At 61.4% G+C, this 14694-nt stretch carries 11 protein-coding genes; 10 read left to right on the forward strand and 1 reads right to left on the reverse strand.

What is annotated here, in order from left to right:
* The 5 genes from pstC (at position 1) to phoB (ending at position 5240) form a co-directional block, all read left to right on the forward strand.
* Entirely contained in the window at positions 1 to 1473 is a 1473-nt protein-coding gene (gene pstC, locus CLV41_RS06660; RefSeq protein WP_103221380.1) for a phosphate ABC transporter permease subunit PstC, read from the forward strand.
* On the forward strand, positions 1473 to 2822 hold the full coding sequence (pstA, locus tag CLV41_RS06665) for a phosphate ABC transporter permease PstA (RefSeq protein WP_103221381.1): 1350 nt from the start codon (positions 1473 to 1475) through the stop codon (positions 2820 to 2822). The genes pstC and pstA overlap by 1 nt, the downstream gene beginning before the upstream one ends.
* 11 nt (positions 2823 to 2833) lie before the next feature.
* Positions 2834 to 3631 carry a phosphate ABC transporter ATP-binding protein PstB gene (gene pstB / locus CLV41_RS06670; RefSeq protein ID WP_103221382.1) on the forward strand — a complete coding sequence of 266 codons (798 nt, stop codon included), beginning with the start codon at positions 2834 to 2836 and terminating at the stop codon, positions 3629 to 3631.
* A gap of 31 nt (positions 3632 to 3662) precedes the next feature.
* Positions 3663 to 4361: a phosphate signaling complex protein PhoU gene (gene phoU, locus CLV41_RS06675; protein ID WP_103221383.1), complete on the forward strand. Its 699-nt coding sequence runs from the start codon at positions 3663 to 3665 to the stop codon at positions 4359 to 4361.
* 180 nt (positions 4362 to 4541) lie between these two features.
* Positions 4542 to 5240, forward strand: coding sequence for a phosphate regulon transcriptional regulator PhoB (phoB, locus tag CLV41_RS06680; protein WP_103221384.1), 699 nt, complete (start codon positions 4542 to 4544; stop codon positions 5238 to 5240).
* A 400-nt stretch (positions 5241 to 5640) separates the two neighbouring features.
* Here the strand turns inward: phoB and CLV41_RS06685 are convergent, their stop codons facing one another.
* Positions 5641 to 6171, reverse strand: coding sequence for a GcrA family cell cycle regulator (locus tag CLV41_RS06685; RefSeq protein WP_103221385.1), 531 nt, complete (start codon positions 6169 to 6171; stop codon positions 5641 to 5643).
* 430 nt (positions 6172 to 6601) lie between these two features.
* Here CLV41_RS06685 and CLV41_RS06690 point away from each other — a divergent pair, with 430 nt between their 5' ends.
* The 5 genes from CLV41_RS06690 (at position 6602) to CLV41_RS06710 (ending at position 14692) form a co-directional block, all read left to right on the forward strand.
* Positions 6602 to 7801, forward strand: a complete 1200-nt coding sequence (locus CLV41_RS06690) for an aspartate aminotransferase family protein (protein ID WP_103221386.1) — start codon at positions 6602 to 6604, stop codon at positions 7799 to 7801.
* Positions 7798 to 8727 (forward strand): ornithine carbamoyltransferase, encoded by a 930-nt coding sequence (gene argF / locus CLV41_RS06695; protein ID WP_103221387.1) that lies wholly within the window; start codon positions 7798 to 7800, stop codon positions 8725 to 8727. The genes CLV41_RS06690 and argF overlap by 4 nt, the downstream gene beginning before the upstream one ends.
* A 12-nt stretch (positions 8728 to 8739) precedes the next feature.
* Positions 8740 to 9714: an Hsp33 family molecular chaperone gene (locus CLV41_RS06700; RefSeq protein WP_235867074.1), complete on the forward strand. Its 975-nt coding sequence runs from the start codon at positions 8740 to 8742 to the stop codon at positions 9712 to 9714.
* Positions 9715 to 9881: 167 nt separating this feature from the next.
* Positions 9882 to 11288, forward strand: coding sequence for an efflux RND transporter periplasmic adaptor subunit (locus CLV41_RS06705; protein ID WP_103221388.1), 1407 nt, complete (start codon positions 9882 to 9884; stop codon positions 11286 to 11288).
* Positions 11289 to 11299: 11 nt separating this feature from the next.
* Positions 11300 to 14692, forward strand: coding sequence for an efflux RND transporter permease subunit (locus CLV41_RS06710; protein ID WP_170107123.1), 3393 nt, complete (start codon positions 11300 to 11302; stop codon positions 14690 to 14692).
* Positions 14693 to 14694 lie beyond the last annotated feature (2 nt).

Here is a 14694-nt window from a genome sequence, read left to right on the forward strand (position 1 = left end):
ATGTCCTTGTTCTGGCTCGTCGTGATCGTGCTCGCCATCGCGTTCGTTGGCTACGTTGCTGGGCGCGCGCGTGCCTTGGCCAGCGCCGGAGGGGATATGCGCGATCTGCATTCCCTTCCTTCATACTACGGGGCAAACGTGGCGATGAAAGCCGCGGTGCCGGCTTTCCTGATCCTTGTTCTCTGGTTGCTGGTTCAGCCGTTTGTCATACACAGCAACATATCCGGCATGATCCCGGAAGGGTCCGTTGGCGAGGGATCGTCCCTCGGACTGGTGATGGCCGAGGTGCGCCGTGCCGCCGAAGGGCTCGACAATGCGGTCGCAACCGGTCAGATGACGGATGATTTCGCGCGTAACGCACGTGCCGATTTCAACGATATCACCACCCGCCTCAAGGAGGCCGGGCAAATCGTTACCTCCCAGATCACGCAGCCTATCATGCGGGCCGCGCAGTCCTACCGGATCATGGTTTCAACCGGCAATCTCTACATGACGATTGTCGTGCTTCTTGCCGCAATAGCCGGGGGACTGTGGGGGATCCGCGAAACGAACGCCGAATTCAGGGCGCGCAACACCGTTGAACGCGGCATCCGGGTCATCCTGTTCAGTGCCGCCCTGATCGCTGTCCTGACGACGCTCGGCATCGTTCTGTCGCTGGTCTTCAACACGGTGGAATTCTTCCGGCTCTATCCGGCGATGGACTTCTTCTTCGGTCTGACCTGGTCGCCGAGTTTCTCCGGACGTGGCGGGTCGTCGGAACTGGGTATTCTCCCGCTTCTGTGGGGTACGTTCTACATCTCCTTCGTCGCCCTCGCGGTTGCGGTGCCGATAGGCCTTTTCGCCGCCGTGTATCTGTCCGAATATGCGGGTCCGAAGGTTCGGGCTGTGGCCAAGCCGTTGCTTGAAATTCTGGCCGGCATCCCGACCATTGTTTACGGTCTGTTTGCCCTTCTGACCGTGGGGCCGCTGCTGCTGTCGGCATTCGGCGACAACGGCCTGGGGATCATGAAGGCGGGCACCGCGGTCATGACGGCGGGCCTGGTCATGGGGGTCATGCTGATCCCCTTCGTAAGTTCGCTGTCCGACGACATCATCAACGCCGTGCCGCAAGCCATGCGGGATGGATCTTACGGACTGGGAGCAACCAAGTCCGAGACGGTGAAACTGGTCATCCTTCCTGCGGCGCTGCCGGGTATCGTCGGCGCAATTCTGCTGGCGGCCTCTCGGGCCATCGGTGAAACGATGATTGTGGTTCTCGGGGCCGGCGCCGCCGCGCGGCTCAGTCTCAATCCCTTCGAAGCCATGACCACCGTCACCGCAAAGATTGTCAGCCAGCTGACCGGAGACGCCGACTTCGCCTCTCCCGTTGCGCTGGTCGCCTTTGCCCTGGGCATGACGCTCTTCGTCGTGACCCTTGGTCTGAATATCGTCGCGCTCTACATCGTGCGCAAATACCGGGAGCAGTATGACTGATGACTGATACAACTCTATCTCCCGAGATACGCCCGGCACCGGCCGCGGAACCGGTGAAGTCGAAGTCGCTCTACGCGCTCGACGATCTGACGCGCAAACGCAACGCATCGGAGAAGCGGTTCAAGTTCTACGGCATCGGCGCGGTTCTTATCGGTCTGTTTTTCCTCGTGGTTCTGGCCACGACGATCATCTCCGAGGGAATTCCGGCATTCACCCGCACGATTGTCGAGGTCGAGTTCACCTTGACGCAGGAACAATACGACGCGGCGGAAAAGGAACTCTTCAAGACCAAGGCCTATGAGCAGTTCTTTATCGGCGCGCTTCAGGGTCAGCTCGAGGAAAGCGGCATGAGTGTCCCGTTCGACGCCGCGGCCATCGAGCGTATCGTCGGCAAGACCGGCGGGACTATCCGGGAATTTTTCAAGGCCAATCCGGGAGCTCTCGGGTCGCCGGCGGCATTCGAGCTGGCGGCATCGTCGCGGGTCGACGGTTACACGAACGGCCGTGTCACCCGCGAGACGCTGACCGACAGCCGTTTCCTGGAGAAGTCGGACCTCGACATCGTCGACTCGCTGGTCGAGGCAGGCATCATCAAGACGGTCTTCAACTGGAACTTCATCACCGGCGCCGATTCCGGTGTCGATAATCCGGGCGGCGCGGGCATCGGTGCCTCCGTCGTCGGGTCGTTCTTCATGATGCTGGTGGTTCTGTTCCTGTCGCTGCCGATCGGTGTCGCGGCCTCGATCTACCTGGAGGAATTCGCGCCGCAGAACAGGTTCACGGACCTGATCGAAGTGAACATTTCCAATCTAGCGGCGGTTCCCTCGATCGTCTTCGGTATTCTGGGTCTGGCGGTGTTCATCCAGTTCATGCATCTGCCGCAATCGGCGCCGTTGGTGGGCGGACTTGTGCTGACGCTGATGACCCTTCCGACGATCATCATATCGACCCGCGCCTCGCTGAAAGCCGTGCCGCCGAGCATTCGCGACGCGGCGCTCGGGGTCGGGGCTTCCAAGATGCAGTCGATCTTCCACCATGTGCTGCCACTGGCCATGCCTGGCATCCTGACCGGCACCATCATCGGTCTGGCCCAGGCGCTTGGCGAGACGGCGCCGCTGTTGCTGATCGGCATGGTCGGTTTTGTCGCGCGCGGCTACCCTGACGGCTTTATTACCGGCTTTACCGAACCGAATTCGGCAATGCCCGCACAGATTTATACGTGGGCTGCCCGTGCGGACTACGCGTTTTACGAAAAAGCCTGGGGTGGCATCATCGTTCTGCTGGTGTTCCTCCTCACCATGAACATTCTTGCGGTCATTCTGCGCCGCAGGTTCGAACGCCGCTGGTAAGGAACGATCCGATGAACGAGATGCCGAATTTGGAACAGGCGAGCGATATGACTGCAAGCAAGATTTCTGCGAAAAAGGTACAAGTCTACTATGGCGCCACCCATGCCATCATAGACGTCGACATTGAAATTCAGCCGCGGTCTGTAACCGCCTTCATCGGTCCCTCGGGCTGCGGCAAGTCGACCTTCCTGCGGACCCTGAACCGGATGAACGACACGATCGACATCTGCCGGGTCGAGGGCTCGATCAAGATCGACGGCGAGGACATCTACGACGCCAAGGTCGATCCGGTGCAACTGCGCGCCAAGGTCGGCATGGTGTTCCAGAAACCGAACCCCTTTCCCAAGTCGATCTACGACAACGTCGCCTATGGTCCGCGCATTCACGGCATGGCCCGCAACAAATCCCAGCTGGATGACATTGTCGTCTCCAGTCTTCAAAAGGCGGGCCTGTGGGAAGAAGTCAAGAACCGCCTGGACGAGCCGGGAACCGGCATGTCCGGCGGTCAGCAGCAGCGGCTGTGCATTGCCCGCGCCATTGCCGTCAGCCCGGAAGTGATCCTGATGGACGAGCCGTGCTCGGCTCTCGATCCGATTGCGACCGCCAAGGTTGAAGAACTGATCGACGAGTTGCGGGAGAACTACACGATCGTCATCGTGACGCACTCCATGCAACAGGCCGCCCGCGTATCGCAGCGCACGGCGTTCTTCCACCTCGGTATCCTGGTCGAGGAAGGTTCGACGGAGGATATTTTTACCAATCCGAAGGACAAGCGGACGCAGGATTACATTACTGGCCGCTTCGGCTAGGCGAATTCCGAAACTCTGAAAGGGACACAGGATGTCTGAACATACAGTCTCGGCATATGACGAGGAGCTGACGGAGATGGCCGGCAAAGTCGCCGAAATGGGCGGCCTGGCGGAAAAAGCCTTTGCCGATGCCGTGTCGGCGCTGGTTTCCCAGGATCTGGAACTGGCCCGAAACACAATTCAGAAGGACGCGCGTCTCGACGCCCTTCATCACGAAGTCGAGGTCAAGCTGATCGAGATGATCGCGCGCCGCCAGCCGATGGGGCAGGACCTGCGCGAAATCACCGCGGCGACCCGTATCGCCAACGACCTGGAACGGGTCGGCGATCTGGCGAAGAATGTTGCCAAGCGCGTGATCGCGATCGACAGCGACCTTCAGTCGAAGAAACTCGCGATCGGCGTCGAACACATGACCGAACTCGCCCTGTCCCAGCTCAAGCTGGTCCTGGACGCGTATACCCGCAGGGATGCCGAAGCAGCGCGCCGTGTGCAGGAAGCCGACGCCGAGGTCGATGCCATCTACACCTCGCTGTTCCGCGAACTGCTGACCTATATGATGGAGGACCCGAGGGTCATCACCCAGTGCGTCCATCTGCTGTTCTGTGCCAAGAACATCGAGCGTATCGGCGATCATGCAACCAACATTGCGGAAAACGTCTACTACATGGTCACCGGACAGCGTTTGCCGGAAGACCGCATAAAACTCGACGAAACGACCGGTTCCGTTTAGCCGCTTGACCTTTAGATCGGCAGACCTCCGGCCGGAATCGGTTTGAGGTCAGAAAGTTGAACGATTTTAAAGCGTTGGGGAATTTCCTGTGTTCGGCTGAACGAACACAGGATGCTTTGAAGCGGAACAATGATCCGGCCGACGCCTCGGCGCCGGTTGATGAAATTGGAGCGAGAATGCATGCCGAAGGTGCTCATCGTTGAAGACGAAGAACCGCTGAGCCTTCTTTTAAGATACAATCTGGAAGCGGAAGGGTACTCGGTTGAATCGTGTGTCCGCGGGGACGAAGCGGAAATCCGCTTGCGGGAAAGCCTTCCCGATCTCCTGCTTCTGGACTGGATGCTGCCGGGTCTGTCTGGGATTGAACTGTGCCGCCGTCTGCGCGCGCGTGAAGACACGGAACGCTTGCCGGTCATCATGCTCACCGCACGCGGCGAGGAAGCCGAACGCATTCGCGGTCTGTCGACGGGGGCGGACGACTATGTCGTCAAGCCCTTCTCCGTGCCGGAACTGATGGCCCGCGTGCGGGCCATCCTGCGCCGGGCAAGTCCGGAAGTGGTGTCCTCGATGCTGCGCTCCGGAGATATCGAACTGGATCGGGAAACCCACCGCGTCCGCAGGAACGCGAAGGAGATCCATCTCGGGCCGACGGAGTTCCGCCTGCTGGAATTCCTGATGACGTCGCCGGGCCGGGTGTTCTCGCGCGAGCAGCTTCTGGACGGGGTCTGGGGGCACGATGTCTATGTCGACGAGCGCACGGTGGATGTCCATGTGGGCCGCCTGCGCAAGGCGCTCAACAAGGGCAAGGCCAAGGACCCCATCCGCACCGTTCGCGGCGCCGGATACGCCTTCAACGATCAGTTCTCGATGGCGATCTGAACCGGGGCGAGGCCTGCCGTTTCGGCGATCATGGAAATCCGGAGCGGCCTGCGTTTGTTGATCTTCAAAAAACACCCTGCGTTCAGCTGAACGCAGGGTGTTTTTCTGTTTTATCCGCGAATTGGCGTAATACCAACCTCAATAAATAGGAACCCATTTGATGGCCTTTTTCCTGTCTGCCGGCAAGGCGCGTTGCACAGAACGGCCTGCTTGGCCGTTCAAGCAGCGCAACGCTGTCCGGCGGGCTGGAAAAAGCCACCGAAGGCCGCGACTGGAACCTGTTCCGCTACGTCGCGCGTCTTGGCCGATGTCCCACATCGCCCTGCAACACGCTCCTCGCGGAACAGGCTCCAGTCGCGGTCAAATAGGTTCTTATTTATTGAGGTTGGTATAAGGCCGCTCAGCCTGCCTGCGCCACGACCTTGCGGCTGCGGCGGTCGGAGACCGGCTGATAGGCGATCTTGCAGTGATGCACGCAGTAAGGAACGTTCGGGTCCGATTGCCGGCCGCAGAAATAGAAGTCGTCGGTGGAGGGATCGCCGATCGGCCATTTGCAGGTGCGCTCGGTCAGGGTGAGGATCGTCGCGCGCTGGGAAATCGGCACCAGTTCGGCGATCGGCTCAACCTGCGGCCTGGCTTCGACGGCCGGCGCCGGCGTGTAATCGGCTTTCAGGGCGGTTGCCCCGATGGATTGCGGCTGTGAGGCCGGTCTTTTCGGCGCAGCACTGCCGGTAGCCGGATTGGGCCGTGCGCGGCGCGCCTTGGAAGCGGAGGACGTCGTCTTGGCTCGACCCGACAAGCCGAGACGGTGCACTTTGCCGATGACCGCGTTCCGGGTGACGCCACCCAGTTCGCCCGCAATCTGGCTCGCGCTCAAGCCTTCGCTCCAGAGTTTCTTGAGAAGCTCAACTCGTTCGTTCGTCCAACTCATTGCCGCACCCTTTTATTTTGACCGCCATGCGGCCATTAACCTCGTGTTAGGCACAGCATGTGCGCGCCTAATGTGGCATATCTAGTGCCTCTTACTGATGTGCCTCACGAAATATCGCGTCTGACTGCCCAGAGGTTACAATAGTGTTAATTTATCAGGCAACCATTCGACCCAAACCAGTTGGGGATGAAGCAACTTTTCCCCAAATAACGCGAGGTCCTTGAGAGTTTTCGCAAAATCCCGATTTCGGACAGATGCGGCATTTCCATTGACAGGCAACGGTAGGGACGGTGTATAACAAACCGCTGCGTGCCGCCTCATCGGGGCGGCACGTTGCGTTTTGGCCTTTCCGCATGGATTCCGGGGGAACAACCTCAACAGGTGCGAACACCTTGGGGCGGAGGAGGCGTTTAAAGGAGCCAATGGGATTATGTCCGAGAGTGCACTATTCGGAAACTACGCAAGATCGAACCTGACATTCGATCACGGGGAAGGTGTCTGGCTGGTCACGAGCGACGGCCGACGATTTCTCGACTGCGGTTCCGGTATTGCCGTCAATTCGCTCGGGCACAGCCATCCGCATCTGGTCCAGGCTCTGCAGGATCAGGCCGCCAAACTCTGGCACGTCTCCAACCTGCATCAGACGCCGGAAGGCGAACGGCTGGCCCAGCGGCTGTGCGCTGAGACATTCGCCGACAAGGTCCTTTTCGTGAATTCCGGCGCCGAGGCGATGGAAGCCGCCATCAAATGCGCGCGCCGCTACCATTATGACAACGGCCAGCCGGACCGGTTCCATATCGTGACCTTCGAAGGCGCTTTCCACGGCCGGACGCTGGGGACCATCGCGGCCGGCGGCCAGGCGAAATATCTGGAAGGCTTCGGCCCGAAGGCTCCCGGTTTCGATCAGGTGCCGGTCGGTGACCTGGAAGCGCTCAAGGCCGTGATCGGACCGCAAACGGCGGCGATTGCGATCGAACCGATCCAGGGAGAGAGCGGCATCCGGGAAATCCAGACCGATTTTTTGCGTGCCTTGCGCAGGATCTGCGACGAGAACGGCATCCTGCTGATCTTCGACGAGATCCAGACCGGGGTCGGCCGGACCGGCAGGCTGTTCGCTCACCAGTGGACGGGTGTCGAACCGGATCTGATGGCGGTTGCCAAGGGCATCGGCGGCGGCTTTCCGATGGGAGCCTGCCTGGCGACGGCCGAAACGGCAGGAGCCCTGGTGCCGGGCACCCATGGCACGACTTTCGGCGGCAACCCGCTGGCCATGGCCGTCGGCAATGCCGTTCTGGATGTCGTGCTCGGCGACGGCTTTCTGGAAGAGGTCCGCAGGAAAGGCCTCAGCTTCAAGCAGAAGCTGGCCGGGCTCGTGGATGGGCATCCAAAGGTTCTGGACGAAGTGCGCGGCAACGGCCTGATGCTTGGGTTGAAATGTGCCGTGCCGGCTGGTGACTATGTCGCCGCGGCGCGTCAGGCAGGATTGCTGGCTGTTCCGGCGGGAGACAATGTGGTGCGCATCATGCCGCCGCTGACCATGAGCGAAGAAGAAATTGCCCTTGCCGTTGAGCGCCTGGACATGGCCGCCTGTGCAATCGAGGCGAAATTGGTGGAAGGAGCGGCCGAATGACCGCCGGACAAACCTACCGGAATTTCCTGGATCTGACGGAAATCGAAAACGACGAACTGCGCGCCATCCTGGACACCGGAAAGAAGATCAAGGCCAAGCGCAACGGCGTGCACCGCGGCGAGGGGCCGCTGGCCGGCAAGGTGCTGGCGATGATCTTCGAGCAGCCATCGACGCGGACCCGGATCTCCTTCGATATCGGCATGCGCGAACTTGGCGGCGAGACCCTGATGCTGACCGGTGCGGAAATGCAACTCGGACGGGGGGAGACCATCGGCGACACCGCGCGCGTTCTCTCGCGCTTCGTCGATGCGATCATGATCCGGATTCTCGATCACAACCAACTCCGCGAACTGGCCGAGAACGCGACGGTGCCGGTGATCAACGGCCTGACCAAGGTCTCGCATCCCTGCCAGATCATGGCGGATCTGATGACCTTCGAGGAGCATCGCGGGCCGGTCAAGGGCCGCAGCATCGCCTGGACCGGAGACAGCAACAACGTGCTGGCGTCCTGGATCCATGCCGCTCCACGGTTCGATTTCGAGCTGCGCATCGCGACACCTGAGGAACTGAAGCCCCCGCAGGAGCTGATCGACGCCGCCCGCAAGAAGGGTGGTTCCATTATCGTCACGTCGGACCCATATGAGGCAGTCAAGGGGACCGATTGTGTCGTCACCGACTGCTGGGTGTCCATGGGGGACGATGACAGCGAAACGCGTCACAACCTTCTCGGCGCCTATCAGGTGAACAAGCGGTTGATGGACGAGGCGAACAGGGATGCCTTGTTCATGCACTGCCTGCCGGCCCATCGGGGCGAGGAAGTCACCTCGGAGGTCATGGACGGTCCCAATTCCGTTGTGTTCGATGAAGCCGAAAACCGGCTCCATGCCCAGAAAGGCATTCTGGCCTGGTGTTTCGGCGCAGTTTAAGGCAAGGCCAAAGTGGCACTGAATCTCGATGAACTGGGCATTATGCCTGCGGGGCTGGACGCTGTCCGGCCCTTTGCCGTGGAAGGACTGGATGTGCGCGGCCGTGCCGTTGCGCTCGGTCCCGTCCTGGAAACCATTCTGGGCCGTCACGACTATCCCGAACCGGTCTCCCGTCTTTTGGCCGAGGCCATCGTTCTGACCAGCCTGCTCGGCACCTCCCTGAAATTCGACGGCCGTTTCACGCTCCAGACCCAGACCGATGGGCCCGTCTCCATGCTGGTGGTGGATTTTGCCTCGCCGGACGCGGTCCGCGCCTGCGCGACCTTCGATGCCGAGCGGGTCGCGGAGCTGGTTGCGGCCGGAACAGCCACGCCCGAAGAATTGCTCGGCCACGGTCATCTCGCCATGACCATCGATCAGGGCAAGCATATGCAGCGCTACCAGGGCCTGGTGGAGCTGGACGGCGTGTCCCTGGAGGACGTCGCGCGCCGTTATTTCGAACGCTCCGAGCAGATCCCGACGGAAGTTCGTCTGGGCGTCGGAGAACTCTTCACCCGCCAGGAGGGGGAAGGGCACGCCAGGACCTGGACTGCGGGCGGTGTCCTGATCCAGTTTCTGCCCGAAGCGCCGGAGCGCATGAGACAGGCCGATATCGATCCGGGCGATGCTCCGGAGGGCATGCGGTCGCACGAGATCGAGGAAGACGATGCCTGGGTTGAGGCCAAGGCGCTGGTCGATACGGTCAAGGATATTGAACTGACGGATCCGGAAGTCAGCGTTGAAATGCTGCTGTTCCGCCTCTTCCACGAACGCGGTGTGCGTCTCTACGAGCCGCAGCCGCTTGCCGACAAATGCCGCTGTTCGCGGGAGAAGATCGAAAGCGTGCTGGCCAATTTCAGCGCCGAGGAAATCCGGCAGGTGACGGTCGGCGGCAAGATCGTCGTGACCTGCGAATTCTGCAATACCAGATACACGTTCGACGGTTGATTGTTGAATTCGGGTGGGCTTTGGAGCCCGCCCGAAACATATTGTTACACTTTTTCGCATGTAAATGGCTGCTTCCAGAGGTAAGTCGGGCTTGAATATTGCGCCGCAAAACAAATCTGTTCTGTGTGCAAGCAAGATCATTCCTTCGTGTGCCCGGTGAGGCGGAAATGTTGCAGTCGTTACAGTCAGAAACCGGGAAGCAGTCCGTTTCCGAAGCGATGCCGCCCGCGGAACCGCGTGGGCGAAGACGCTCTCGGCGTATCACGCTGGCGCTGAAGGCTGTGCTGCAGGCCGTTCTGGCGCTCGCCATTCTGTTCGGCGCGGTCAAGGGAATGAACCTTCTTGTCGCCACCCGCTCCGAGCTTCCCAAGCAACCTGTCCAGGAAAAAAGCTACGCCGTGGAGACCGTGACGCTGGCGCGCGGCGACCACGCGCCGCAAATGAGTGTCTATGGCGAGACGGCCGCCGGGCGGGAGGTCGAGCTGCGCTCGCTTGTCGCCGGCGAAGTGGTCGAGGTTCATCCGAACCTGAAGGCCGGCGGGGCTGTCTCCAGGGGAGAGCTTCTCGTTGCCATCGACCGCTTCGACTACGAAGGCGCGCTGACCGAGGCGGAGGCCAATCTCGCCGAAGCCCAGGCGGCGCTCGTCGAAAGCGAGGGCCGGGTCAAACTCGAAACGGGCAACGTGCTGCGGGCGAAGGAACAGCTGGAATTTGCCCGCAAGGACCTGCAGCGGGCCGAGGAGCTGCAGGGCAGGGGCACCGTGACGGAGCAGACGCTGGATGACCGCAAGCTGCTCGTCTCCCAGCGGCGGCAGACACTGGAGCAGGCACAGAATTCCCTGACCCTTGAAGACGCCAGGGTCGTTCAGCAGAACGCCGCGATCAAGCGTCTGGAGTGGCGGCTTGAAAATGCCCAGCGCCAGCTGGAAAACACCGTCCTGAGAGCGCCGTTCGACGCCATCGTACGCACCGAAGCCGCTGAACTCGGCCGGCTCGTCGGCGTCAACGATGCGGTCGCCTCGCTTTACGGCAGTGACGCTTTCGATGTCCGGTTCACGCTGTCGGACAACCAGTATGGCCGCCTTCTGGCGGAAAGCGGAACGGTCGTCGGGCGCCCGGTACAGGTCACATGGTATCTCGGCAACGAACCTGTGACCTATCCCGCAACGGTCACGCGCATCGGCGCGGATGTCGCCAGCACGCGCGGAGGCGTCGACCTGATCGCGTCGATCGACAGCTCCGCGGTCGACATTCCTCTTCGCCCCGGTGCGTTTGTCGAGGTGGCGCTGTCGGACCGGTCATACCCGGACAGCTTCCGCATTCCGGAAACGGCATTTTACGGCGAGGGGACGGTCTACGTGGTCCGCGAAAGCCGCCTGGAGCCGCGTGAAGTAACGTCGCTGGCAATCGATGACGGCTACATTCTCGTGGAAGGGGTGCTCAAGGACGGTGAAACCGTTCTGGCGACACGCATTCCGGAGGCAGGCAGCGGCCTGCTTGTAAAGGAAGTCAACTCCGGTCAGGACGCGGCGGCACCGCTTGCCGCTACCGGCAGCAGCAGCGACGGCGGCTAACGGAGCGTGTCATGGCGATAGGCGTAATAAATCGCGGTTTTCTGGAACAGATCGTCCGCCACTCGAACGCGGCCAACCTGATCATGGCCGTCATGGTCCTGTTCGGAGCCTATGGCTTTGCAAAGCTGAACACGCAGTTCTTTCCGACCGTCAAGACCGACCGGATCACCGTCTCGATCACCTGGTCGGGAGCAAGCGCGGAAGACGTGGCGGCGAACATCCTGGAGGTGATCGAACCGGAACTGCGCTTCATCGACGGGCTGGATGAGATCGTCTCCTATGGCCGGGAAGGCGGTGCGTCGGTCCAGATGGAATTCGTCGAAGGCACCAATATGCAACAGGCGCTTTCTGACGTGGAACAGGCCGTGTCCGGTGTAACCACGCTTCCGGTCGACAGCGAAAACCCGGTCGTCTCCGCATCGACTTTCACCGACAGTGTCGCGACGCTCGCCCTGCGCGGACCCTATTCGGAGCGGGCGCTCAAGGTCTTTGCACGCCAGATGCGCGATGACCTGCTGGCGCGCGGCATCGACAAGGTCGAGCTCTATGGCTATCGGTCGCCGGAATATCTGGTGGAGATCCCCGAACGGGAACTGCACCGTCTGGATCTGACGGTTTCCGACATTTCCAGCCAGATCGCGGGCAACACCACCGACCTGCCGGCCGGAAATCTCGATGGCGCGGTCGAGCGGCAGATACGAGTCCTGTCCGAAGCCCGCTCTCCCGAGGCGGTCGGACGGGTAGAGGTCAAGTCTTTCTCTTCCGGTGAAAAGACGCTCGTGAAAGACATCGCTACAATTGTCCGGGATTTCGATTCCAGCAAAAACCAGGGCTTTTCCGGGGGGACGCGGGCAGTTGAAATGAAGATCCTGCGGGCGGAGAAAACCGACACGCTGAAGGCGGCGGCGATCGTCGACGGCTATCTGGCCGAAATCACTCCGCAACTGCCGCAAACGCTCGAGATCCTGAAATACGACGTGAGCGCGGACGCCGTGAAGGGGCGCATTTCCCTTCTCATCGAGAACGGTCTCTCCGGACTGGTTCTGGTCGTCGCCATCCTCTTCCTGTTCCTGAATGCGCGGATCGCGCTTTGGGTCGCCGCCGGCATTCCGGTCGCGATGATGGCAACGCTCGGCATCATGTGGCTGATGGGCGAAAGCATCAACATGATCTCCCTGTTCGCGCTGATCATGATGCTCGGCGTGATCGTGGATGACGCGATCGTGGTCGGAGAGCACACGGCAACCCGGCAGAGCCTCGGCGACACGCCGCAGGACGCGGCGGTCAACGGCGCGACCACGATGCTGGCGCCGATCTTTGCCGCAAGCCTGACGACCATCGCCGCCTTCCTGCCGATCCTGCTCGTGGGCGACGTTCTCGGCCAGATCATGGGCACGCTCCCGATAGTCGTCGTGTCGGTGGTGATCGCGTCGCTGGTCGAGTGTTTTCTTGTCCTGCCCGGGCATCTCTCCCATGCGCTCGGCAGCCGGCCGGGCTGGAGCTGGTGGCGGGTGGTCATCATCGCCGGTGTGCCCGCCTTTTTCCTGAGCGCGCTTGTCGCGCAGCCGGATATGTCCGTGCCGCCCTATCTCGACCTGATCGACGATCCGCTGCGAAGCCTGACGGACACTGCCGGCGCCTTTGCATTCGAGCTTGTTGTCGTTGTTGTCTGCTTCCTGCTGGCCCTCGCCGTCGAAACGTTGCTGCTGGCGCTGCGCCGCGGCCGTCAGGCACAGGATACGGACGAACAGCCCGGATGGTTCCGCCGCGGCTTCGACGCGGGCTTCGACTGGCTGCGGGACTATCCGTTCCGGGCGCTGGTCGCTGTGGCCGTACGCTGGCGCTACGTGACGCTTGCGATCGCGATTGCCGGAATGGTCCTTGCGGTCGGCCTGGTCCGTGGCGGTCGTGTCGGCTTTACCTTCTTTCCCTCGCCGGAGGCGGAAAACCTGACCGCGTCGATCTTCTTCCATGCGGGCATCCCCGAGGACGAGGCAATCGCCGCCATCCTGCGGATCGAAGACGCGCTGAAGGTGGCCGAGAAAGACCTCACCGAAGGCTCCGACCAGAAACTGGTGCTTGCCACCTATGCCACGCTTGGCTCCGCGGGTAACAGCAGAGGAGACAATGTCGCCAATATCAGCGTGCAGCTCACGCTGTCGGAGGAACGCACGATCAGGACACCGGAAATCGTCCGGGCCTGGCAGGCTGCCGTGCCGCCTATTGCCGGGACCTCCCGGATCGCGATTGCCGAGCGCCGGGGCGGTCCCCCGGGTCGTGACCTCGATATCCGGCTGAGCGGCGCGCCCCTGAAGGACTTGAAAACCGCGGCGCAGGAGTTGCAGCAGGAACTTTCCGGATTTCCCGGCACAAGCGCCGTGGAAGACGACCTGCCTTACGGAAAGCCCGAACTTGTGGTGAAACTGACCCCGCGCGGGCGGGCGCTCGGATTCACGGTCGAGAGCGCCGCCCGGCAGATCCGCAACGCCTTTGAAGGCAATATCGCGCAGCGCTTTGCCGAAGGCGACGAGGAAGTCGCCGTCCGGGTGAAGCAGGTGTTCGATCAGGACGGAACCGCGGCGCTTCGCCAGCTTTCCCTGAAAACGCCTGCCGGAAATTTCGTTCCGTTGACCGAAGTGGTCAACCTGACGGACGCGCAGGGTTTTTCAGTGATCTTGCGGCGGGACGGCCGCACTGTGGTGACCGTCGTCGCGGATGTCGACAGTACCCTCACCTCCAATGACCGCATTATCGCGGAGCTCGACACACGGTTCCTGCCAGACCTCGCCGAACGCTACGGCCTCGATTATTCCTTTGCCGGCCGGGCGGAAGAACAGTCGAACGCCTTTTCCGAACTTTTGACCGGAGTTCTGATGGCGGTTGCCGGGATCTATATCATTCTGGCCGCGATCTTCGCGAGCTACGCGCGTCCGATTGTCGTGATGTCCATCATACCGTTCGGAATAGTCGGAGCGATCGTCGGCCACTATCTGATGGGCTACAACCTGACCATTCTCAGCTTGATCGGACTTCTGGGGCTTGCCGGCATCCTGGTCAACAATTCCATCATCCTGGTGGCGCGTTTCGAGGAGCGCAGGCAGACGGGCGAAGACCTGGAAAAGGCCGCCATCGGTTCGAGTTGCGACCGGCTAAGAGCTGTGCTGCTCACCTCGCTCACCACGATCGGCGGCCTGCTGCCGCTGATGTTCGAAACCAGTCTTCAGGCGCAGTTCCTCTTGCCCATGGCCATCACGATCGTCTTCGGCCTTGGCTCGGCAACCGCCCTCGTTCTGGTGCTGGTCCCGGCGCTGATCAAGATCGGCGACGACCTGGGCGCCCTCATCCGCCTGAGGCGGACACCGGGTCTTCCCCGGAAGGGACGGTCGCTCACGCCGGCGGAGTAGAC

The sequence above is a fragment of the Roseibium marinum genome (genome assembly GCF_002906165.1).
In the GTDB taxonomy this organism is placed as follows: domain Bacteria; phylum Pseudomonadota; class Alphaproteobacteria; order Rhizobiales; family Stappiaceae; genus Roseibium; species Roseibium marinum.

Coding starts and splice junctions, on each gene's coding strand:
- CLV41_RS06710 (WP_170107123.1), top strand. CDS start 11,300: ATGGCGATAGGCGTAATAAATCGCGGTTTTCTGGAACAGATCGTCCGC.
- phoU (WP_103221383.1), top strand. CDS start 3,663: ATGTCTGAACATACAGTCTCGGCATATGACGAGGAGCTGACGGAGATG.
- phoB (WP_103221384.1), top strand. CDS start 4,542: ATGCCGAAGGTGCTCATCGTTGAAGACGAAGAACCGCTGAGCCTTCTT.
- CLV41_RS06685 (WP_103221385.1), bottom strand. CDS start 6,171: ATGAGTTGGACGAACGAACGAGTTGAGCTTCTCAAGAAACTCTGGAGC.
- CLV41_RS06690 (WP_103221386.1), top strand. CDS start 6,602: ATGTCCGAGAGTGCACTATTCGGAAACTACGCAAGATCGAACCTGACA.
- pstA (WP_103221381.1), top strand. CDS start 1,473: ATGACTGATACAACTCTATCTCCCGAGATACGCCCGGCACCGGCCGCG.
- CLV41_RS06705 (WP_103221388.1), top strand. CDS start 9,882: ATGTTGCAGTCGTTACAGTCAGAAACCGGGAAGCAGTCCGTTTCCGAA.
- argF (WP_103221387.1), top strand. CDS start 7,798: ATGACCGCCGGACAAACCTACCGGAATTTCCTGGATCTGACGGAAATC.
- pstC (WP_103221380.1), top strand. CDS start 1: ATGTCCTTGTTCTGGCTCGTCGTGATCGTGCTCGCCATCGCGTTCGTT.
- pstB (WP_103221382.1), top strand. CDS start 2,834: ATGAACGAGATGCCGAATTTGGAACAGGCGAGCGATATGACTGCAAGC.